18 protein-coding genes are annotated in these 22,280 nt (G+C 64.2%); 11 read left to right on the forward strand and 7 right to left on the reverse strand.

From position 1 onward, the window contains the following. Window positions 1–113: 113 nt before the first annotated feature. Window positions 114–1,226: an acyl-CoA dehydrogenase family protein gene (locus GJ700_RS08490; RefSeq protein WP_154372573.1), complete on the forward strand. Its 1,113-nt coding sequence runs from the start codon at window positions 114–116 to the stop codon at window positions 1,224–1,226. Here GJ700_RS08490 and pdxR read toward each other — a convergent pair. Further along, complete coding sequence (gene pdxR / locus GJ700_RS08495; RefSeq protein WP_154372576.1) at window positions 1,223–2,701, reverse strand: MocR-like pyridoxine biosynthesis transcription factor PdxR; 1,479 nt, start codon at window positions 2,699–2,701, stop codon at window positions 1,223–1,225. The two genes, GJ700_RS08490 and pdxR, sit on opposite strands and share 4 nt — an antisense overlap. Before the next feature lie 95 nt (window positions 2,702–2,796). Between pdxR and GJ700_RS08500 the strand changes: the two genes are divergently transcribed. From GJ700_RS08500 to GJ700_RS08510, 3 genes are all read left to right on the forward strand, one after another. After that, window positions 2,797–4,077 carry a 4-aminobutyrate--2-oxoglutarate transaminase gene (locus tag GJ700_RS08500; protein WP_154372577.1) on the forward strand — a complete coding sequence of 427 codons (1,281 nt, stop codon included), beginning with the start codon at window positions 2,797–2,799 and terminating at the stop codon, window positions 4,075–4,077. Window positions 4,078–4,248: 171 nt separating this feature from the next. Continuing rightward, the gene (gabD, locus tag GJ700_RS08505; RefSeq protein WP_154372579.1) at window positions 4,249–5,703 is read left to right on the forward strand and encodes an NADP-dependent succinate-semialdehyde dehydrogenase; all 1,455 of its coding nucleotides are present in this window, start codon (window positions 4,249–4,251) and stop codon (window positions 5,701–5,703) included. A 184-nt stretch (window positions 5,704–5,887) separates the two neighbouring features. Then, window positions 5,888–7,078, forward strand: a complete 1,191-nt coding sequence (locus GJ700_RS08510) for an acetyl-CoA C-acyltransferase family protein (RefSeq protein ID WP_154372581.1) — start codon at window positions 5,888–5,890, stop codon at window positions 7,076–7,078. On the opposite strand, the gene GJ700_RS08515 is transcribed toward GJ700_RS08510, so the two are convergent. Beyond that, window positions 7,079–8,014, reverse strand: a complete 936-nt coding sequence (locus GJ700_RS08515) for a LysR family transcriptional regulator (protein ID WP_154372583.1) — start codon at window positions 8,012–8,014, stop codon at window positions 7,079–7,081. A gap of 157 nt (window positions 8,015–8,171) precedes the next feature. Here GJ700_RS08515 and GJ700_RS08520 point away from each other — a divergent pair, with 157 nt between their 5' ends. From GJ700_RS08520 to GJ700_RS08540, 5 genes are all read left to right on the forward strand, one after another. After that, entirely contained in the window at window positions 8,172–8,948 is a 777-nt protein-coding gene (locus GJ700_RS08520; RefSeq protein WP_154372586.1) for a putative hydro-lyase, read from the forward strand. Between the two features lie 39 nt (window positions 8,949–8,987). Further along, complete coding sequence (locus GJ700_RS08525; protein ID WP_154372588.1) at window positions 8,988–10,262, forward strand: MFS transporter; 1,275 nt, start codon at window positions 8,988–8,990, stop codon at window positions 10,260–10,262. Window positions 10,263–10,283: 21 nt separating this feature from the next. Next, a complete protein-coding gene (locus GJ700_RS08530; protein ID WP_154372590.1) occupies window positions 10,284–13,919 on the forward strand; it encodes a hydantoinase B/oxoprolinase family protein in 3,636 nt (1,211 codons plus the stop codon). Window positions 13,920–14,007: 88 nt separating this feature from the next. Continuing rightward, a complete protein-coding gene (locus tag GJ700_RS08535) occupies window positions 14,008–15,081 on the forward strand; it encodes a porin (protein ID WP_154372592.1) in 1,074 nt (357 codons plus the stop codon). 28 nt (window positions 15,082–15,109) lie between these two features. Beyond that, window positions 15,110–15,589 (forward strand): cache domain-containing protein, encoded by a 480-nt coding sequence (locus GJ700_RS08540; protein WP_154372594.1) that lies wholly within the window; start codon window positions 15,110–15,112, stop codon window positions 15,587–15,589. A 39-nt stretch (window positions 15,590–15,628) separates the two neighbouring features. Here the strand turns inward: GJ700_RS08540 and GJ700_RS08545 are convergent, their stop codons facing one another. The 3 genes from GJ700_RS08545 to GJ700_RS08555 all read right to left on the reverse strand — a co-directional run bounded on the left by GJ700_RS08545 (window position 15,629) and on the right by GJ700_RS08555 (window position 17,910). After that, complete coding sequence (locus tag GJ700_RS08545; RefSeq protein WP_154372596.1) at window positions 15,629–15,790, reverse strand: hypothetical protein; 162 nt, start codon at window positions 15,788–15,790, stop codon at window positions 15,629–15,631. Window positions 15,791–15,900: 110 nt separating this feature from the next. After that, a complete protein-coding gene (locus GJ700_RS08550) occupies window positions 15,901–16,176 on the reverse strand; it encodes an acylphosphatase (protein ID WP_154372598.1) in 276 nt (91 codons plus the stop codon). A 9-nt stretch (window positions 16,177–16,185) separates the two neighbouring features. Further along, entirely contained in the window at window positions 16,186–17,910 is a 1,725-nt protein-coding gene (locus tag GJ700_RS08555) for a PHA/PHB synthase family protein (protein ID WP_371867880.1), read from the reverse strand. Window positions 17,911–18,013: 103 nt separating this feature from the next. Here GJ700_RS08555 and GJ700_RS08560 point away from each other — a divergent pair, with 103 nt between their 5' ends. Further along, on the forward strand, window positions 18,014–18,793 hold the full coding sequence (locus tag GJ700_RS08560; protein ID WP_154372600.1) for an enoyl-CoA hydratase-related protein: 780 nt from the start codon (window positions 18,014–18,016) through the stop codon (window positions 18,791–18,793). 32 nt (window positions 18,794–18,825) lie between these two features. Here the strand turns inward: GJ700_RS08560 and GJ700_RS08565 are convergent, their stop codons facing one another. Both GJ700_RS08565 and GJ700_RS08570 read right to left on the reverse strand, forming a co-directional pair. Continuing rightward, the gene (locus tag GJ700_RS08565) at window positions 18,826–20,157 is read right to left on the reverse strand and encodes an MFS transporter (protein WP_154372602.1); all 1,332 of its coding nucleotides are present in this window, start codon (window positions 20,155–20,157) and stop codon (window positions 18,826–18,828) included. A gap of 120 nt (window positions 20,158–20,277) precedes the next feature. Next, complete coding sequence (locus GJ700_RS08570) at window positions 20,278–21,201, reverse strand: LysR family transcriptional regulator (RefSeq protein ID WP_154372604.1); 924 nt, start codon at window positions 21,199–21,201, stop codon at window positions 20,278–20,280. 98 nt (window positions 21,202–21,299) lie between these two features. Between GJ700_RS08570 and GJ700_RS08575 the strand changes: the two genes are divergently transcribed. Next, entirely contained in the window at window positions 21,300–22,262 is a 963-nt protein-coding gene (locus GJ700_RS08575) for an MBL fold metallo-hydrolase (protein WP_371867882.1), read from the forward strand. Window positions 22,263–22,280 lie beyond the last annotated feature (18 nt).

Raw genomic sequence — 22,280 nt, forward strand, 5'->3', positions numbered from 1 at the left:
AAAAACACATGCTAGCATGCAAGTGAATGTCAAGGAGGTAAAGTTGTATGCGCTGCATGGGTATTGGCCGCCATGCTATGCTGCGCGCCTTGTCGCCACTGCCTGAAGCAACCATGCCGCAACCTGCCGTTCCCGATTTTCCTGTGCTGTCCCCCGCAGACGATGCGCGCCTGCGGCGCCATGCCGGCGCCGCCGATGGCGCCGGCTTCCTGCATCCCGTGCAACAGGCGCTGATCCACCGGCGCGGCTGGCTGCGGATGCTGGCGCCGCTGGCTGCCGGCGGCATGGAATGGCCGCTACCCAAGGTGGTGCGGCTGGAGGAAGCGGTGGCGCGCGCCGACGGTAGTGCGGGCTGGGTGGTGACGCTGTGCGCGGGTGCCGGCTGGTTTGCAGGCTTCCTGCCGCCGGACATTGCCCGCGAAGTCATGGCCACGCGCCGCGTGTGCCCGGCCGGCAGCGGCGCGCCGACCGGCTATGCGGACGTCGAAGGCGATGGCTACCGCTTGACGGGCCGCTGGGATTACGCCAGCGGCGCGCCGATGGCCACGCATTTCACGCTGAACGCCGTACTGCGCGACGGCGGCAAGCCGCTGCTCGACGAGCAGGGCGCGCCCCGCATCCGCGCCTTCCTGGTCCCGGCGCGGCATGTTCGGGTGGAACCCACGTGGAACATGACGGGCTTGCGGGGCACGGCGTCCCACAGTTACCGCATCGATGGACAATTGGTGTCGGCTGGTTACAGCTTCGCCATCGCTCCGGAGGCGGCCACCGCGCCGGGACCGCTGTACCGCTTTCCGTTTTATTCGCTGGCTTATGTGACGCTGGCGGCCAATGTGGCGGGGATGGCGGCGCATTTCATGGCGCTGGCTGGCGATTGCTTGGCGCACCGGCGCCTGCCGGGAACGCAGGCCTCCCTGGCGGAGACGCCTGCCGTCCAGCGGCTGTCGGCAACGCTGCATGTTGCGTTTGATGATGCGCATGCCATGTTTTATGCCGCGCTGGATGACGCTTGGGCGCGCGTCGTCGAGGATGGCGCGCTCGGGGTGGATGGCATGGTCACGCTGAAAACCGTTTCACTGGCGCTGGTGCGGGCCGCGCGCGATGCGGTGGACGGGCTGTACCCGTATTGCGGCTTGCATGCGGCGCGCGAGGACAGCGACATCAACCGCGTGTGGCGGGATTTTCATACGGCGTCGCAGCATACGCTGTTGCTGGACCTCGATTAAAGGTAGTCCTTAACGACCTGGGCCAACCTTGCAAACGTCGGCTGAATCATCTCGTCGGGCACACATGCATACCCCAGCAGCAACCCGCGCCCATCCTGCCGGCCCTGGCTGTAATACCCGGATAACGGGCGCGCAATCACCCCCGCCAGCGCCGCTTCCCGGCTGATGGCCTGGTCATCGCAGCCGTCCGGCAGCACCAACGTCAGGTGCAACCCCGCATCGCCGCCCGTGGTGGCCAGCCTGCCGCCAAAACTGTCGTCGATCGCCTGTTGCAGCAACTGGCGCCGCTGCGCGTAGAGCTGGCGCATGCGGCGGATGTGGGAGGCAAAGTATCCCTGCGCCATGAAGTCCGCCAGCACCGCCTGCGTAAAGATCTGGCCACCCCGGTACAGTTCCGACACGCCGGTGGCAAACGCGTCGGCCACGGGTTCGGGCACCACCATGAAGCCGATGCGCAGGCCGGGAAACAGGGTCTTGCTGAACGAACCCAGGTATACCACGCGCTGGAACGTATCCATCCCCTGCAGCGACGCCAGCGGGCGGCCCGTGTAGCGGAATTCGCTGTCGTAATCGTCTTCCATGATCCACACCTGGTGCTTGGCCGCGTATTCCAGCAGCGCGCGGCGGCGCGCCAGCGACATCACGGGGCCCAGCGGATACTGGTGCGATGGCGTGACGAAGATGAAGCGGGGCGGTGTGCGCAGCGCATCGGGCGGCAACGTCATGCCTTCGTCGTCGACCGGCACCGGCACCGGCGCCAGGTCCAGCGAATTCAAGACGCTGTGCGTGCCCCAGTAGCACGGGTCTTCCACCCACGCGCGGTCGCCCGATTCGCCCAGCAGCTTGGCGGCCAGGTCGATCGACTGGTGGATGCCGGCCGTGATGATGACTTGTCCCGCGTGGCAATTGACGGAGCGCGCCACGCGCAGGTAATCGGCAATGGCTTCGCGCAGCGGCAGGTAGCCGGCGCCGGAGGCATACGACAGCAATTCCGGCTTGCCCCGCTGCCAGTGCACGTTTTGCAGCCGGCTCCACACCTTGACGGGAAAACGCGTGATATCGGGCACGCCCGGCATGAACGCACCCCATTGGGTCTTCGATGCCCCGGCGCGCCTCACCAGGCGCGCGCCGCGCGCCGACAAGCCAACGTGCTGTCCTGCTCCGGCCAGCGCCGGTTCCGCGCGGTTCGCGTCCGACAACTGGTCCGGCACCGTGTCGGTGATAAACGTGCCGGCGCCGGTGCGGGTGGCGAGGTAACCCTCCGACGACAGGTGGTCGTAGGCGCTGATGACAGTATTGCGTGAAATGCCCAGTTCCCGCGCCAGGTCGCGCGATGAAGGCAGTTGCAGTCCGGCGGGCAGCACTTCGGCCAGGATCGCGGCGCGGATCACCTGGTACAACTGGCGGTTCAGCGGCTGGCCGCCAGCGCGGTCGATCCGTTGCAGCAAAAAGTCGGTCAGGGTGGCGATTTTCAAAAGTGGACCCATCATTTATTGGGGATTGGATCTGTATTATAGATCCATTGTTCCCTTACCATGGAATCTCACTGAATTCCTGGAGGGACACGAACATGAAGAACGCCGATCTGCAACTGCGCAAGGAACAAGCCACCCCACGCGGCGTGGGCGTGATGTGCCAGTTTTACGCCGCCCGCGCCAAGAATGCGGAGTTGTGGGACGTGGAAGGCAAGCGCTATATCGATTTCGCAGCCGGCATCGCGGTGCTGAACACGGGCCACTGCCATCCAAAGCTGGTGGCGGCCGTACAGGGGCAAATGGAAAAGTTTTCCCATACCGCTTACCAGATCGTGCCGTATGAAAGCTATGTGCAACTGGCCGAGCGCATCAACCGCCTGACGCCGGGCAGCCACGCCAAGAAGACCGCGTTCTTCACGACCGGCGCGGAAGCCGTGGAAAACGCCATCAAGATCGCGCGCGCCGCCACCAGGCGCTCCGCCGTGATCGCCTTTAACGGCGGCTTCCATGGCCGCACCATGATGGGCATGGCGCTGACGGGCAAGGTGGTGCCCTATAAAGTGGGCTTCGGCCCGTTCCCGGCCGACGTGTACCACGCGCCATTCCCCAATGCGCTGCATGGTATCTCGGTCGAGCACTCGCTGCAGGCGCTGCAAAACCTGTTCAAGGCGGACGTCGACCCGCAGCGCGTGGCCGCCATCATCCTGGAGCCGGTGCAGGGCGAAGGCGGTTTCTACATGGCGCCGCCCGCGTTCATGCGCTCGCTGCGCGCGCTGTGCGACCAGCACGGCATCCTGCTGATCGCCGATGAAGTGCAGACCGGCTTTGCCCGCACCGGCAAGATGTTCGCGATGGAACACTACGACGTATTGCCGGACTTGATGACGATGGCGAAAAGCCTGGCGGGCGGCATGCCGCTGTCAGCCGTGTGCGGCCGCGCGGAAATCATGGATGCGCCGCTGCCGGGTGGCCTGGGTGGCACCTATGGCGGCAATCCGGTGGCGATCGCGTCCGCACTGGCCGTGCTGGACGTGATCGAGGACGAACGCTTGCTGGACCGCGCCGTGGCGCTGGGCGGCAAGCTGCGCCAGCGCCTGCACAATGTGCGCGAAGCGGGCGTGGCGCAGATTGCCGAAGTGCGCGGCGCCGGTTCGATGGTGGCGGCGGAATTCCTGCGCCCGGGCACGCAGCAGCCGGACGTGGATTTTACGAAGCTGGTACAGGCCCGCGCGCTGGAGAAAGGGTTGCTGCTGCTGACGTGCGGCACTTACGGCAATGCGATCCGGTTCCTGTTCCCGCTGACCATCGAGGATGCGCTGATGGACGAGGCGCTGGATATCCTGGAGGGGGCGTTGCGCAGCGCGGCGGGGTTGTGACACGCGGCGGCATCGCTGTGCCTTAACGCACACATGGCGGCTTTGTAAAAGCCGCCCTACGCCTGGCCACACTACCTGAATTTGCCAACGCGCGCTGAACCCGCCTGCATGCGTCTCGTCATCGCATGCATGTACGCCAGCGCCAATGTACTGAATATGCAAGGACACTCTATGCTCCACCTGAACGACCCAACCCTCCTGCGCCAGCAAGCCTACCTGAACGGCGCCTGGTGCGACGCCGACAGCGGCGACCTGTGCTCCGTCACCAACCCCGCCACCGGCGAGACCATCGGCAGCGTCCCGAACATGGGCGCGCTGGAAACCCGCCGCGCGATTGCCGCCGCCAATGCCGCGTGGCCAGCATGGCGCGCGAAAACCGCCAAGGAACGCAGCGCCATCCTGCGCCGCTGGAACGATCTGATCCTCGCCAACGCCGACGACCTGGCGGTCCTGATGACGACGGAGCAGGGCAAGCCGCTGGCCGAAGCCAAAGGCGAAGTGGCCTACGCCGCATCGTTCATCGAATGGTTCGCCGAGGAAGCCAAGCGCGTGGCGGGTGACACGCTGCAATCGCCGTGGGCCGACAAGCGCCTGCTGGTGACCAAGGAACCGATCGGCGTCTGCGCCGCCATCACGCCGTGGAATTTCCCCGCCGCGATGATCACCCGCAAAGCGGGCCCCGCGCTGGCGGCCGGTTGCCCCATCGTCGTCAAACCTGCCGAAGCGACCCCATATTCCGCGCTGGCGCTGGCCGTGCTGGCGGAACGGGCCGGCGTGCCGCCCGGCGTGTTTTCCGTGCTGACGGGCGACGCCCGCGCCATCGGCGGTGAAATGACGTCGAATCCGGCCGTGCGCAAGCTGAGTTTCACGGGGTCGACGGAAGTGGGGCGCCTGCTGATGCGCCAGTCGGCCGACACCGTGAAAAAGCTGTCGCTGGAACTGGGCGGCAACGCGCCGTTCATCGTGTTCGACGACGCGGACCTGGATGCGGCCGTGGAAGGCGCGATGATTTCCAAGTTCCGCAACGCGGGCCAGACTTGCGTGTGCGCCAACCGCATTTACGTGCAGGACGGCGTGTACGACGCCTTCGCCGCCAAGCTGACGGCGGCGGTGGAAAAACTCAAGGTGGGACATGGCCTGGAGCCGGGCACCACGCAAGGGCCGCTGATCGACAGCGGCGCCGTGGCCAAGGTGGAGCAGCACGTGGCGGACGCCGTCGGCAAGGGGGGCCGCGTGCTGACGGGCGGCAAGCGCCATTCTCTTGGCTACAGCTTCTTCGAACCGACAGTAATTGCCGACGCCACGCCGGACATGCTGGTGGCGAAGGAGGAAACCTTCGGCCCGCTGGCAGCGCTGTTCCGCTTCAAGGATGACGCCGACGCGGTGGCGATGGCGAACGACACGGAATTCGGCCTGGCCGCGTATTTCTATGCGCGCGACGTGAAACGCATCTGGCGCACGGCTGAAGCACTGGAAGTGGGCATGGTGGGCGTCAATACCGGCCTGATCTCCAATGAAATCGGCCCGTTCGGCGGCGTCAAGCAGTCCGGCCTGGGCCGCGAAGGCTCGCATTACGGCATGGACGATTACCTCGTCATCAAATACATGTGCCTGGGCGGCGTCTGACTCCGGGTTAGCTTCCCGCCGCCTTTTACACCCGCGAGCCTGCCGGTTTGCGGGTTTTTTGTTGCATTGCGGCACAAACCATACCGTAGAAATACGAACGATCGTGCTTTAAATTCCGGTTCTGTGTATAGTGTGTTTACACTAAAGCCACCCGTGCAGCTAGCACACAGACCAGGAAGACATCATGACCCAATCCAAAGACGTCGTCATCGTTGGCGCAGCCCGTACCGCCATTGGCACTTTCGGCGGCGCACTGAAAGACTTTTCCGCATCCGACCTGGCCGCCATCGCGGTCAAGGAAGCATTCGCGCGTGCCAAGGTGGAAGCCAGCGCAGCGCAGCAAATCGTGCTGGGCAACGTGATCCAGTGCGAACCGCGCGACATGTACGTCTCGCGCGTGGCCGGCATCAATGCCGGCATGGTCAAGGAATCGGCCGCGATGAACGTCAACCGCCTGTGCGGCTCCGGCCTGCAAGCCATCGTGACCGCTGCCAACGCCATCCAGCTGGGCGACGCGGAAATCGCGGTCGGCGGCGGTGTGGAAACCATGAGCCGCGCCCCTTACGTGGTACAGGCGGCGCGCTGGGGCGCCCGCATGGGCGACACCAAGATGCTGGACATGATGGTGGGCGCGCTGCAGGATCCGTTCGGCGCCGGCCATATGGGCATCACGGCGGAAAACGTGGCGGAACTGTACAAGATTTCCCGCGAAGAGCAGGATGCGTTCGCCGCCGACAGCCAGCGTAAGGCGCTGGCCGCCATCGAAGCGGGCTACTTCAAGTCGCAAATCGTGCCGGTGGAAGTCAAGGGCCGCAAGGGCGTGACCCTGTTCGACACCGATGAACACCCGAAGGCCGGCACCACGGTGGAATCGCTGGGCGCGCTGAAGCCGGCGTTCAAGAAGGAAAACGGCACCGTCACGGCGGGCAACGCGTCCGGCCTGAACGACGGCGCGGCAGCCTGCGTGCTGATGGACGCCGCCGCCGCGTCGCGTGCCGGCTTGTCGCCGCTGGCCCGCATCGTGTCGTACGCGGTGGCCGGCGTGGAACCGTCGCTGATGGGCACCGGCCCGATCCCGGCCGTGAAACTGGCGCTGAAGCGCGCCGGCCTGACCTTGAACGACATCGACGTGATCGAATCGAACGAAGCGTTTGCCGCGCAATCGCTGGGCGTCTGCCGTGGCCTGGACCTGGACGTGGCCCGCACCAACCCGAACGGCGGCGCCATCGCCCTGGGCCACCCGCTGGGCGCGTCCGGCGCGATCATCACCGTCAAGTGCCTGTATGAATTGCAGCGCACGCAGAAGCGCTACGGCCTGGCCACCATGTGCATCGGTGGCGGACAGGGTATCGCGGTGGTGTTCGAGCGCCTGTAATCAGCACAAAGCCCGGATATAGCGCTCGTCATGCTGGGCGCAATATCCGGCGCACGCCACGCGCGCGGCGGTCGCCGCCGCGTGCACCATCATTTCCGCATTCGCGTGGAAACACATCGACACGATGATGGGTGGCGGTTCCGGCTGCACCGGCACTTCGATGAATTCGCCGCTGTCGAGGTAGCTGGTGACGAACAGGCTTGGGATGGCCGCAACGCCATAGCCGTCCCGCACCAGCTGCACGATGGCCGCCACCGACGGTGAACACGTGATGCGGGTGTCTTCCAGCGGCACGGCCGCCAGGTTGGCCATCTTGCTGACGATTTCCTCCAGCATGCGGTGCGGCGCCGTGCCCCGGCCGAAGGTGAGAATGGGGCGCTGCAATAGCCTCTGATTCAATCCTTCCTTGCGCGTATCGAGCAAACCGCGCTTCGCGATCCAGTGCAGCGGGTAAATCGCCAGCGCTTCGGACACGATATCGCTGCTGTCCACGCCTTCCACCTGCACGACAAGATCCAGTTCGCGCGCCCGCAGGCGCCGCTCCAGCACGTTGCTCATGTCGACCGCCAGGTCGATTTCCAGTTCCGGGTAATCCGCATTGAGTTCGCGGATGTATTGCGCCAGCCAGCTGTGCACCACGGATTCGATCACCCCCAGCCGCAGCCGGCCCCGCACGGCATTGTCGCGCCGCGCCGCGCTTTGCAGGCGGCGCGTCGCATCCACCACGGCTTTCGCGTGGCTGAGCAGGAATTCCGCGTGCGCCGTCAGCCGGAAATCCTTCGACGTGCGGTCGATCAACTCGGTTTCCAGTTCATCTTCCAGGGTCTTGATGCGCAGTGAAATCGCCGCCGGCGTGGCGTGCAATGCCTGCGCTGTGGCGCGGAAGCTACGCAATTGCGCGAGGATGACGAAGGTTTCAAGGAAGCGGGTATTCATCGTGTAGCAAGAATACCTTAACCGTACACGGGTACAAAGCACCTGCCGTTAAGAAAATCTAATCAACAACAGCAAAAATTACTAGATGGATTGCCGCTTTGTTCACGCATATGCTGGTTGCATTGAAGAACACATTGCCAACCGAGGGAATCCAAGCATGAACACACCAGCACAATTCCGCCAGGCCGTCCGCAACGGCGCTTTCCGCCAGCCTACGTCCGGCTATTGCGGCGATTACGCCCAGGCCAACCTGGTCATCCTGCCGCAACAGCATGCCGCCGACTTTTTGCTGTTTTGCCAGCGCAATCCCCGCGCCTGCCCGTTGCTGGCCGTGGGGGAACCGGGCCACTGGAACCTGCCGAAACTCGGCGCCGACCTTGACATCCGCACCGATATCCCTGGCTACAACGTCTACCGCAACGGCGACCTGGCGGCGCAGCCGGGCACCTTGCATGACTTGTGGCGCGACGACCTCGTGGTGTTCGCCATCGGCTGTTCGTTCTCGTTCGAACAAATGCTGATCGACGCCGGCATCCCGCTGCGCCACGTGCAGCAGGGCCGCAACGTCGCCATGTACCGCACCGATATCGTCAACCAGCCGGCCGGCCCGTTCGGCGGCAACCTGGTGGTGTCGATGCGGCCCATGAAAGCGTCCGATGCGATCCGCGCGATCCAGATCACCAGCCGCTATCCGGCCGTGCATGGCGCGCCCGTGCACCTGGGCGACCCGGAACTGATCGGCATTACGAACCTTGCGCAGCCGGATTACGGCGATCCGGTCGAGATCCTGCCTGGCGAGGTGCCGGTGTTCTGGGCGTGCGGCGTGACGCCGCAGGAAGCCATCCGCCACGCGCGCCTGCCGCTCGTCATCACGCACCAGCCGGGCTTCATGCTGGTGACCGATATCCGCAACGCCGACCTGGCGGCGTTCTGACAGCAACCAGTAATTTATAACCACAACAACGGAGAGATCATGAATACAAGAGTACTCAGCACCACGGAACCGGCCGGCTACTTTGCCTGGTTCCATGCCCTGACGGCGAAGGAGCGCCGCACCTTCTGGAGCTGTAAGGTCGGCTATGCGCTGGACGCGATGGACACGCAATTCCTCAGCTTTGTCATTCCCACCTTGATCGCGACCTGGGGCTTGTCGAAAGGGGATGCGGGCCTGATCGGCACCGTGACCCTGCTGACGTCGGCGCTGGGTGGCTGGATCGCCGGCATCATGTCGGACCGCATCGGCCGCGTGCGCACGCTGCAAATCACGATTCTATGGTTTGCGTTCTTCACCGTGCTGTGCGGCCTGGCACAAAACTTCACGCAATTGCTGGTGGCGCGCGGCCTGATGGGCTTCGGCATGGGGGGCGAATGGACGGCGGGCGCGATCCTGATCGGTGAAGTGATCCGCGCCAAGGACCGGGGCAAGGCGGTCGGCATGGTGCAGGCCGGGTGGGCGCTGGGCTGGGGCACGTCGGCCTTGCTGTATGCGTTGATGTTCTCGCTGCTGCCGGCCGAATGGGCGTGGCGCTCGCTGTTCCTCCTGGGTATCCTGCCGGCGCTGTTCGTGATCTTCATCCGCCGCTTTGTCGACGAGCCGGAACTGTACGTGGCGCAAAAGCAAAAAGAGGAAGACACCGCGCAACAATCCTCGTTCTGGGAAATCTTTTCGCCTTCGATGCTGAGCACCACCTTGCGTGCCGTGCTGCTGACCACCGGCGCCCAGGGCGGCTACTACGCCATCACCACATGGCTGCCGACCTTCCTGAAGACCGAGCGCCACCTGACGGTGCTGGGCACCGGCGGTTATCTCGCCATGGTGATCGTGGGGTCGTACGTCGGCTACATCGTCAGCGCCTTCCTGACCGACCTGCTGGGCCGGAAGAAGAACTTCATCCTGTTCGCGGCCGGTTCGATGTGCATCGCTGTCGCCTATACCCGCCTGCCGGTCAACGACAACGTCATGCTGTTCCTGGGCTTCCCGCTGGGCTTCTTCGTGTCCGGCGTGTTCAGCGGCATGGGCGCCTTCCTCACTGAATTGTTCCCGACCCGTATCCGTGGTTCCGGCCAGGGCTTCAGCTACAACATGGGCCGCGCAGTCGGTTCGCTGTTCCCGCTGATGATCGGCCTGGCCAGCAAGGATATGGCGCTGGGCGAAACCATCGGCATCTTCGCCGGCATAGCCTACGGCGTGATGATGCTGGCGGCGCTGACGTTGCCGGAAACCGCCGGTAAAAAGCTGGAAAACTAAGTAAGAAACGAGAGACTCATCATGAAAAACGACATCCCCGTACAACAACTGCGCTGGCAATTCTGGGTCGACCGCGGCGGCACCTTCACCGATATCGTGGCGCGCCGCCCGGACGGCAAGCTGGTGACCCATAAACTGCTGTCGGAATGCCCGGAACGCTACAGCGACGCCGTCACCCAGGGCATGCGCGACTTGCTGGGATTGCAGCCTGGCGACGCGCTGCCGGCCGACCAGATCGACGTCATCAAGATGGGTACGACGGTCGCCACCAACGCGCTGCTGGAACGCAAGGGCGCCCGCACTGCGCTGGCGATCACGCGGGGCTTTGCCGACCAGCTGCGCATCGGCTACCAGGACCGCCCGGACATCTTCGCCATGAAGATCGCGCTGCCGGACCTGATTTACGACGATGTCATCGAGATCGACGAACGCATCGGCGCCCACGGCGAAGTGCTGGCAGCACCGGATGAGGCGGTGCTGCGGCGCCAGTTCCAGAGCTTGCGCGAACAGGGCGTCGACGCGATTGCGATCGTGCTGATGCATGCTTACCGCTATCCGCAACATGAACGCCGCCTGCAGGCGCTGGCACAGGAAGCGGGTTTTACGCAGATTTCCGTCAGCCACCAGGTCAGCCCGCTGATGAAAATCGTGGGCCGGGGCGACACCACGGTGGTCGATGCCTACCTGTCGCCCGTGCTGCGCGATTACGTGTCCCGCGTGCAGTCGGAAACGGGTGACGTGCGCCTGATGTTCATGCAGTCGAATGGCGGCCTGACGGAAGCGTCGCGCTTCCAGGGCAAGGATGCGATCCTGTCCGGCCCGGCGGGCGGCATTGTCGGCGCCGTGAAAAGCTGTGAAGCCATCGGCCTGAACCAGGTTATCGGCTTCGACATGGGCGGCACGTCGACCGACGTGGCGCATTACGACGGCGCTTATGAACGCGTGTTTGAAACCGTGGTGGCCGGCGTGCGGGTGCGCGCCCCGATGATGCACATCCACACGGTGGCGGCGGGCGGCGGTTCCGTGTGCAGCTTCGAACACGGGCGCTTCAAGGTGGGACCGGAATCGGCCGGCGCCAATCCAGGCCCGGCCAGCTACCGCAAGGGCGGCCCGCTGACGGTCACCGATTGCAACGTCATGCTGGGCCGCATCCAGCCGGCGCATTTCCCCCGCGTGTTCGGCCCGAACGGCGACCAGCCGCTGGATGTGGACGTGGTGCGCCAGCGCTTTACCGAACTGGCGGACAAAATTGCCCGCGAAACCGGCACGGTATTGACGCCGTCCGCCGTGGCCGACGGCTTCCTGTCGGTGGCGGTCGACAACATGGCGCAAGCCATCAAGTCGATTTCCGTCGAGCGTGGCTACGACGTCAGCAACTACGCGATGTGCTGCTTCGGCGGCGCCGGTGGCCAGCATGCGTGCCGCGTGGCCGACGTGCTGGGCATGACGCGCATCGTGATCCATCCGTTTGCCGGCGTGCTGTCCGCGTTCGGCATGGGCCTGGCCGATATCCGCACCATGCGCGAAGCGGCGGTGGAACAGGTGCTGTCCGACGCCACCCTGGCGCTGCTGGCACCCACCATGGCCGGCCTGGCCCGTACCGCCACGGCGGAACTGGCGGCGCAGCAGGTGCCGCTCGACCAGATCAAGGTCGAACTGTGCGCCCGTGTGAAATACGAAGACAGCGATTCCGCCTTCGTGATTCCGTTCGGCCACGATGCCGACATGCGGGCCGCGTTTGCCCGCCAATATAAAGCCCGTTTCGGTTTCGTCATGGAAGACCAGCCATTGGTGATCGAATCCGTGTCGGCCGAAGCGATCGGCGCGGGCGACGGCGCCGGCTTTGCCATCGACGTGCCGTCGGCCGACGTGACCAGTACCGGCAGCGATGCGTCGGACATGGTGCAAAGCTATGTCAATGGCGAGACCATGGCGATTCCGCTGCACGTGCGCTCCGCGCTGGCGGTCGGCGATGAAGTGGTGGGCCCGGCCCTGATCCGCGAACAAATCGCCACCACCGTGGTTGACGCGGGATGGACCGCCACCGTGCTGCCGGATTACACACTGTCGCTGCAGCGCACCGGCATGGCCGGCAGCGCGCACCGCATCACGACGGCGGTGCACCCGATTCACCTGGAAATCTTCAACAACCTGTTCATGGCGATCGCGCGCCAGATGGGCACGACCCTGGAAAACACGGCGTATTCCGTCAACATGAAGGAGCGGCTGGACTTTTCCTGCGCCGTGTTCGACCGCCACGGCAACCTGATCGCCAACGCGCCGCACATTCCCGTGCACCTGGGCTCGATGAGCGACAGCGTGCAGTGCGTGATCCGCCAGCATGCGGGCAAGATGGCGCCGGGCGACGCCTACGCATTGAACGTGCCGTACAACGGCGGCACCCATTTGCCGGACATTACGGTCGTCAGCCCCGTGTTTGGCGCCGACCGCGGCCCGGGCGCGCAACCCGTGTTTTATGTGGCGGCGCGCGGCCACCATGGCGACGTGGGCGGCATCACGCCCGGTTCCATGCCGCCCAACAGCACCACCATCGACGAGGAAGGCGTGCTGCTCGATAACGTCAAGATCGTCGAAGGCGGCGTGTTCCTGGAGCCGCTGGTGCGCAGCCTGTTCGGCGCGGGTCCGTGGCCGGCCCGCAATATCGACCAGAATATCGCGGACCTGATCGCCCAGCTGGGCGCGTGCGAAACCGGCGCCAACGAGTTGCTGAAGGCCGTCGGCCGCTATGGCGAAGACGTGGTGCTGGCCTACATGCAGCACGTGCAGGACAACGCGGAAGCGGCCGTGCGCAAGGCCATCTCGAACCTGCGCGACGCCAGCTTTGCCTATGAAATGGATGACGGCGCCGTGCTGAAAGTCCGTCTGGCCATCGACCACGCCAGCCGCAGCGCCACGGTGGACTTCACGGGCACCAGCACGCAGCGTCCGACCAATTTCAACGCGCCGCTGTCGGTCTGCAAGGCCGCCGTGCTGTACGTGTTCCGCACGCTGCTCGATACGGATATCCCGATGAACGAAGGGGTGTTGAAGCCACTGAACCTGATCGTGCCGGAAGGCTCGATGCTCAATCCCCGCTATCCGGCCGCCGTGGTGGCGGGCAACGTGGAAGTGTCGCAATACGTGACCGATGCGCTGTACGGCGCGCTGGGCGTGATGGCGGCGTCGCAGGGCACGATGAACAATTTCACGTTCGGCAACAGCGAGCACCAGTATTACGAAACCATTGCCGGCGGTTCCGGCGCGGGACCGGGTTTTGACGGCACGTCCGCCGTGCAGACGCACATGACGAATTCGCGCATGACGGACCCGGAAGTGCTGGAGTGGCGTTTCCCGGTGCTGGTGGAAACCCATGCGATCCGGCGCGGCAGCGGCGGCGCGGGCAAGCACACGGGCGGCGATGGCGCGCTGCGCCGCATCCGCTTCCTGGAAAAGATGACTGCCAATATCCTGGCGGGCCACCGCCGCATCGCCCCGTTCGGGCTCGATGGCGCACAACCCGGCGCGCTGGGACGCAACTGGGTGGAACGCGGCAATGGCGCGGTCGAGCACTTCGGCGCCACCCACACGGCCGACATGGAAGCGGGCGACGTGTTTGCCATCGAAACGCCGGGCGGCGGCGGCTACGGCAAGATTTGACATAGCAATGCAGTAAAGCAGTAAATCAGTAAATCAGGCGGGGTTGTGCCAACCCCGCCATTCCCTCACTTTCCGATACTTATAAAAAATGAAAAAAACTATGCTTGCGCTCGTGCTGGGCGCATCGGCGGGAGTCGTTGCATCTTCGGCAACTGCACAAACCAATGTCACGGTCTATGGCGTGGTCGATATGGCCATCGTCCGCGAATCCGGCGGCGCGGCTGGCGCCGTCACCAAGCTCACCAGCGGCGTGGCGTCCGGTTCCCGCCTGGGTTTCAAGGGCAGCGAAGAATTGGGCAATGGCCTGTCCGCCATCTTCCTGCTGGAAAACGGCTTCCAGGCCGATACCGGCGCCATGGGGCAGGGCGGTTTGCTGTTCGGCCGCCAGGCCTATGTCGGCCTGCGCAGCGATGCGGGCACGCTGACGCTGGGGCGCCAATACACGCCGCAATACCTGGCGGTGGCGGTAGCCGATCCATTCGGCTCCGGCATGGCTGGCGACACGAAAAACCTGATGACGGCGACCGGTAACAGCGCCAGCCGCATGGACAATTCCGTCAAATACCAGTCGCCTGCCGTCGCCGGCTTCAGCGCGGAAGCCGTCTATGGCGCGGGCGAGGTGGCGGGCGATTCGGCCGCCGGCCGCCAGTTGGGCGCAGGGCTGTCGTACGTGCGGGGGCCGCTCACCATGAAACTGGCGCACCACCACCGCGACAACAATACCGCCACCGTGAAAAACCTGGGCAGCGCGCGCAATACCGTGGCCACCGCTGTTTATGACGCGGGTTTCATGAAGGCGCACCTGGCCTATGGCGTCGACGAAGGCGTCAACAGCGCACTGCCGCGCAACAGCGCCAGTCCGTATGGCGTCGCGGTCACCCCGTCGACCGACAGCCGTGTGCTGCTGCTGGGCGCCACCGTGCCGTGCGGGCAGCACGTGTTGCTGGCGTCGTGGATCCACAAGGACGACCGGACCAGCCGTGACCAGGATGCCACACAACTGGCGCTGGGTTACCGTTATCTGTTGTCAAAACGCACGGATTTGTACTTGGCGGCAGCCCATATCCGCAACCGCAACGGCGCCGCATATACTGTGGGCAGCGCGATCGAAGCCGGTACAGGCAATCGCGCCGTCAACCTGGGGATGCGTCACAACTTCTGAGGACAACGTCGAATAAAAGGGGAGCGACATGGTACAACGCAGGCAAATTCTTGCGGCCGGTGTATTGGGCACTTTATTGGTGACTGCCGGGAGCAACGTGGCATGGGCCGCGGAAAAGGGCACGGCCGATGAAGCGGTGGCGATGGTCAAGCGGGCGGCCGAATTCCTGAAAAAGAATGGCAAGGACAAGGCGCTGGCCGAGTTCAACAACCCGAAGGGCGCCTTTATTGAAAAAGACTTGTACATCTTTGCCTTCGGCGCCAACGGCGACGGTGTCGAACTGGCCAACGGCGTCAATCCCAAGCTGGTGGGCAAGAACGTGCTGGAAATGAAGGATGCCGACGGCAAGTACCTGATCAAGGATATCCTGAAAATCGGCATGAGCAAGGAGGGGAAAGGCTGGATTGATTACAAATGGCCTAACCCCGCCAGCGGCACGCTGGACGCCAAGCGCACCTACATCGAACGGGTCGAGGATGTGATCCTCGGGTGCGGTATTTACCGCTGAGCCCGTGCCTGGCGCCTGGCTGCAATTAGGGCGCCAGACTCAGTGACGGCGCGCCTGCTTCTTGCCGCCGCCCGCGCCTTCGCCTTTCTTGGCTTTGGTGTGGCTGGCGGCGTCCTTGCCTGATTTCTTGGGCTCCTGTTCCGCCGACGCCCGGTTACCCGTGGCGTCGGACTGGCGGTTTTGCGTGTTTTGCTTAGGCATGGTGATTCTCCGATTGAGGTGGAAGATGCCTTGTATCTTAGGCCGATGGCGGCCCAGGCCTGTCAGTGCATAACGCTTGCTGCTGTAGGACGGCTCCCTGCGGGCCCTGGCTAGGCTGTTGGCGCGATCCGGAAACCATTGCCTGGCAATGCCGCGTCCACCTGTGTCACCTGCACGTCGTCGACCCGCGCCGCCGACGGTCCCTTGCGGGCCCACGCGACGATCTGGTCAATGGCGGGCGCCGCGCCTTGCACGCACGCTTCCACCGTGCCGTCGCGCCGGTTGCGCACCCAGCCCGCCAGTCCCAGTTCGGTGGCATGGTTGGCGAAGGCATAGCGGTAGCCTACGCCCTGGACCCGTCCCGCCACCACAATCCGCATCGCCATGGCAGCCTCCTATTTCACGAGTACATACTGGCCCGGCGCGTCGTCCAGCGCCGGATACACAGGCGAGCCCATGGCGGGCGGCGTCACGGGGCCGCCGGAAAGCCCTTGCAGCCACGCCAGCCATGCCGGCCACCATGAGCCTTGCTGTTCCGGCACCGCGCCGGCCCAGGAGTCGGGATCCGTATACGGCATGCCCTGCATCCGCGTGCCCAGCCGGTAGTGGCGGTGCGGGTGGCCCGGTTCGCTGATGATGCCGGCATTATGGCCGCCGCTCGTCAGGACGAACGTCAGTTCCCCGCTGGTCAGGTTATGCAGTTTATAGACGGAGCGCCACGGCGACACGTGGTCCGTTTCCGTGCCCACGCAAAACAACGGCGCGCCGATATCGCTGAGGGAGACCGGCCGGCCGTCGACCGGATAGCGTCCTTCGCTGAGCCGGTCTTCCAGGAACAGCCAGCGCAAATACTGGCTGTGCATGCGGGCCGGCATGCGCGTGGTATCCATGTTCCACGCCATCAAGTCGTTGATGTCCGTGGTTTCACCGAGCAGGTACTGGTTGATCATGCGCGACCACAGCAAATCGTAGGAGCGCAGCATCTGGAACGCGCCCGCCATTTGCTCGGCTTTCAGGTAACCGGTTTCCGCCAGTTGCGCTTCGATCAGGCTGACCTGGCTTTCATCGATAAACAGGCCCAGTTCGCCCGGCTCGCTGAAGTCCGTCTGCGCGGCAAACAAGGTCAGCGATTTCAGGCGCTGGTCGCCGCCGCGCGCCAGCGCCGCCGCGCCGATGGCGGCCAGGGTGCCGCCCAGGCAATAGCCGGCCACGTGCACGCGCGCGTCCGGCACGATGTTGCACACGGCATCGAGCGCGTCGAACATGCCGCGCTTCAGGTAATCGTCCATGCCGAGGTCGCGGTCGGCCGCATCGGGGTTTTTCCACGAAATGCAGAACACCGTGTGGCCCTCGCCAACCAGGTAGCGGATCAGCGAATTGCGGGGCGACAGGTCGAGGATGTAGTACTTCATGATCCAGGCCGGCACCATCAGCACCGGTTCCGGATGCACCTGTCCCGTGGCGGGGCTGTACTGGATCAGCTCCATCAACTCGTTGCGCAACACCACCTTGCCCGGCGTGATGGCCACCTGCCGGCCCGGCACATAGTCTTCCAGGCCCGGTTGCGGGCTGTCGCCGAGTTTGCGCAGGGTATCGGCGGCCAGCGCCTGCGCGCCCCGCCCGACATTCGCGCCCCATTCGCCGGCCGTGCGTTGCAACACCGTGGGGTTGCTGAACCACAGGTTGCCGGGCGACGTCACATCCAGCCACTGGCGGGCCAGGAAAGACAGCACATCTTCATGGTGCTGGCTGACGCCCCACACGCCCCGCACCGCCTGTTCCCACCAGTGCTGGCGCAGCAGGAAGGTCTTGCGCCACACGTGGAAGGGCCAGTTGCGCCATTCCGGCGCGGCAAAACGGCGATCGCGCGACGCCGGCGTTTCCTCACCCACGGGTTGCAGCATCGCCGCGGCCAGCTCGACCGTCTCCTGCCAGGCCAGCCACGCCAAGTCCATTTGCCGGCCGGGTGACAGCGCCAGATGGCTGGCCCAGTCCAGCGCCGCCAGCCGTATGGATTCCGGCGACAGCGCATGGCACTGCCGTGCCCACGCCGCGTGCACGTGCGGATCGAGCGCCTGCGCCATGGTGCGCGACGCGGCGGGTGGAGTCGTTGTGAGCATCGATGTTCCCCTTTGCGCGGAAATCACATATGATTCACAAATTAACTTAAATACGTAAAAACTGTATCAATAATTCCAGGCCAACCCTAACGGAACCGACATAATGAACGAATATCAGGATATCGTGGTAGAACCCGCCACCTCCGGTGTGCAAGTGATCCGCTTCAACCGTCCCCAATCGAAAAACGCGTTGCGCAATGCGACCTTGCGCGAAGTGGTGGCGGCGCTGGCCGTGGCCAATGACGACGCTGGCGTCCGCGCGGTGGTGATCACCGGGGGCGACGAGATTTTCGCCGCCGGAGCGGACATCCATGAAATGGCGGCGCTCGACGCGATTTCCGCCGCGCGCGACGTGCGTCCCCAGTACTGGCGCGCCATCGCCGGCTTTTCCAAACCCCTGGTTGCCGCCGTCAATGGCTATGCGCTGGGCGCCGGCTGTGAAATGCTGATGCATGCCGATATCGTGGTGGCAGGCGAATCGGCCCGCATCGGCCAGCCGGAAATCAATCTCGGCGTGATCCCTGGCGCGGGCGGCACGCAGCGCCTGGTGCGCACAGTGGGCAAGCCGCTGGCCATGAAAATGGTGCTGGGCGGAGAAATGATTTCCGCCGAACGCGCGCTGGCGGCGGGACTGGTCAGCGACGTGGTGCCGGATGGCGACGTGATGGCGACGGCCATGGCGCAGGCGCAGCGCATCGCGCAAAAGTCGCCGCTGGCGGTGGCGCTGGCCAAGGAAGCGGTATTGCGCTCATTTGAAATGCACCTGGAAGCGGGCTTGCAGTTCGAGCGCAAATCGTTCTCGCTGCTGGCGGCCAGCGATGACCGCAAGGAGGGGATTGCGGCGTTCCTGGAAAAGCGTACGCCGAATTTCCACGGCAAATAAGCCGCCCCACGGATTTCAAGGCAACGACAAGTTTAGCTGCGCGGCCTGACGCCGGCCAGCAATGCCCCCGCGCTCAATACCAACAGGCCCGCCAGCAAATACAGCGCCACATCCATGCTCCCGGTGGCTGTCTTGATCTGCCCGATGGCCCACGGCCCGGCAATGCCGCTGGTAATGCCCACGCTGGAAATGAGGGCAATGCCGCCGGCGCGGACCGGCGCGGGCAGGTACGCGGTGGGAATCGCCCAGAAGATCGGCAACGCGGAAAAGATCAGCGCGGTGGCCAGCGACAGCAAGGCCAGCGCGGCGGCCAGGCTGCCCGGATGTGTCGTCAACAGGCCCAGCGCCATCGCGCCTCCCAGTGCGCACACCGCGAAGCATTCGCGGTGGCGCGCCTTGCGGTCGGCCATGCGGGCGATCACCAGCACGCCTATGGCGCCGATCGCATTGGGAATCACTGAATACAGGCTCACCTGCACCACGTCGCGCACGCCGAAATCGCGGATCATCAGCGGCATCCAGAAACTCAACGTCAGCGACGCGCAGGTCAGCGCGAAATAGACGAATGCAAACAGGTAAATGCGGGGATTGGACAGCGCGCCGGACAGGCCGTGGTTGCCGCCGCCGGCCGGCCCGGTGGATAATTCATCCGACAGGTTGGCCGCCAGCCGCGCTTTTTCCGGCGGCGACAGCCATGCCGCTTGCGCCGGGCGGTCATCCAGCCAGACGTGGGCAATCACGGCCAGCAGCAGCGCGGGCGCGCCTTCGATGGCGAACATCCACTGCCAGCCTTTCATGCCCAGCACGCCGGCCATGTCGCGCATGATCCAGCCGGAAACCAGCCCGCCCAGCACGCCCGCGACGGCAACGCCGGCAAAGAAATACGACAGCACGGAGGCGCGGCGCAATGCCGGATACCAGTATGTCAGGTACAGCACGATGCCGGGAAAAAAGCCCGCTTCAAACACGCCCAGCATGAAGCGCAGCGCATAGAACTGTGCAGGCGTGTTCACCATCGACATGCAGACCGACGCCGCGCCCCACAGCAGCATAATGCGCACGAAGGTCTTGCGGGCGCCGAATCTTTCCAGCAGCAGGTTGCTGGGCACTTCGAACAGCACGTAGCCCATGTAAAACACTGCCGCGCCCAGGCCGTACATGGCGTCGGAAAAGCCCAGGTCCTGCTTCATTTGCAACTGTGCGAAGCCGATATTGATGCGGTCCAGGAACGAGATGACGTAGCAGACGAACAGGAACGGGATAATGCGCAGCGATACCTTGCGGTAGAGCGCGTGGTCCTGGGCGGAAGGTTCGGCGGCGGCCAGCGGCTGCGCGCCGTGGCGGGGATTGACGGTGGTGTGCATGGCTTGTCTCTTATCGTTTGAATGGAACGGCGCGGTGGCCGGCGATAAGATGGTAGGAGCACCCCGGTTATGTGCAAATAGCGTGCATCTCATAGCCAATATGAACCGCGTTCATATCGGCTATTCCGGCAGCGTGTCGAACACGTCTTTTACCAGCTTGCGCAGCCAGGAATTGGCGGCATCGTGGTGGAAGCGCGGATGCCAGTGCTGCCGGATCGCGAACGGGGGCACGCTGACGGGCGTTTCCACCATGCGCACGCTCTTGTAGCCGGCGAACTTGGTGGCCAGTTCGCGCGGCACCGTGGCGATCAGGTCGGGATTCTGCTCGATGATCATGGGCACGGTCAGGAAATGCGGTGTGGTCAGGTAGACGCGCCGCTGGCCCGCCAACTGGTCGATAATCGCGTCATAGCCATCTTCCCGGCGCCCCGACAAGGACACGACGATGTGTTCCATTTCCAGGAATTGGTCCAAAGGAATCTGTTCGCCGATGCGGCGGTTGCGCCGGTTGACGATGGTGACGAACGAGCGGGTAAACAACTGTTGCTGGAATAATCCTTCCGGTACCGCGTGCAGGGAACCCAGCGCCAGGTCGGCTTCGCCCGATTCCAGCACGCCGGGAATTTGCCGCATCGGCACCTGCAAGGTGCGCAGCGTGCAACCGGGCGCGGTTTCCCGCAGCCGCGTTATCAGGCGGGGCAGGAAAATCAATTCGCCCATATCGGTCAGGCACAGTGAAAAAGTGCGGTGCGCCACGGCGGCGTCAAAACCCTCGCGCACCAGCAATTCGCCCCGCACCGTGCCCATGACGGCCAGCACGGGCGCGCGCAACTCCAGCGCTTTCGGTGTCGGCTGCATGCCGCCGCCGGTTTTCATGAACAGCGGATCGCCGAAAAACAGGCGCAGGCGCTTCAGCGCATGGCTGACGGCGCTCTGCGACATGGCCAGTTCCTCGGCCGCGCGGCTGACGTTGCCGACGCGGATCAGGGCGTCGAATACCGGCAGCAGGTTCAGGTCCAGTTCCGTATTATGAAGAGGATTCATAGTTTTAATGAATGACTAGCGATTTACACATAATACGCCAGGCCGTATCGTTTTGCTTGCCGACACAATGGATCGGAAACACATCAGGAGATAGCATCGTGGCAGAAAAAAAATTCGCATCGCAGGCCGACCTGGAAGAAAAAAAGACCAGCTTCATCAAGTTATCCGACAATGCATATGCCTATACGGCGGAGGGCGACCCGAATTCCGGCGTCATCATTGGCGACGACAGCGTGATGGTGATCGACACCACGGCCACCCCGGTGATGGCGCAGGCGCTGATCAGGCATATCCGCAGCGTGACGGACTTGCCGATCAAATACGTGGTGCTGTCGCATTACCACGCGGTGCGCGTGCTGGGCGCTTCGGCCTATTTCAATGAAGGCGCCGAGCAGATCATCGCGTCGCGCGGCACCTATGAACTGATCGTCGAACGGGGCGAACAGGACATGCAGTCGGAAATCGAACGCTTCCCCCGCCTGTTCGCCGGCGTGGAATCGGTGCCGGGCCTGAGCTGGCCGACCATGGTGTTCGAGAAGGAAATGACGATCTTCATGGGCAAGCTGGAAGTGCGGCTGGCGCATATCGGCATGGGGCACACCAAGGGCGACACCATCGCGTGGATTCCATCGCAAAAAATCTGCTTTTCGGGCGACCTGGTGGAATTCGACGCGGCGGCCTACACGGGCGACGCCCAGCTCGAAGAATGGCCGGCCACGCTGGAAGCGCTGCGCGCGCTGGAACCGCAAAAGCTGGTGCCGGGACGGGGACCGGCGCTGGTGACGCCGGAACAAGTCAATGCCGGTATCGATTACACGAAGGATTTTGTCACGACCCTGCTGGGCAGCGCGAAAGAAGCCGTGAAGGAAGGGCTGGACTTGAAAGGCGCCATGCGCCACGTGCGCTCGAAGATGGATCCGAAATTCGGCCACGTGTTCATTTATGAGCATTGCCTGCCGTTCGACGTGACCCGCGCCGTCGATGAAGCACAGGGCATCAAGCACCCGCGCATCTGGACCGCGCAGCGCGACCAGGAAATGTGGCATGCGCTGCAAGACTGAGGCCGGGACTGAAGGGGA

Source organism: Pseudoduganella rivuli (assembly GCF_009674485.1).
Taxonomy (GTDB): Bacteria; Pseudomonadota; Gammaproteobacteria; order Burkholderiales; family Burkholderiaceae_D; genus Rugamonas; species Rugamonas rivuli_B.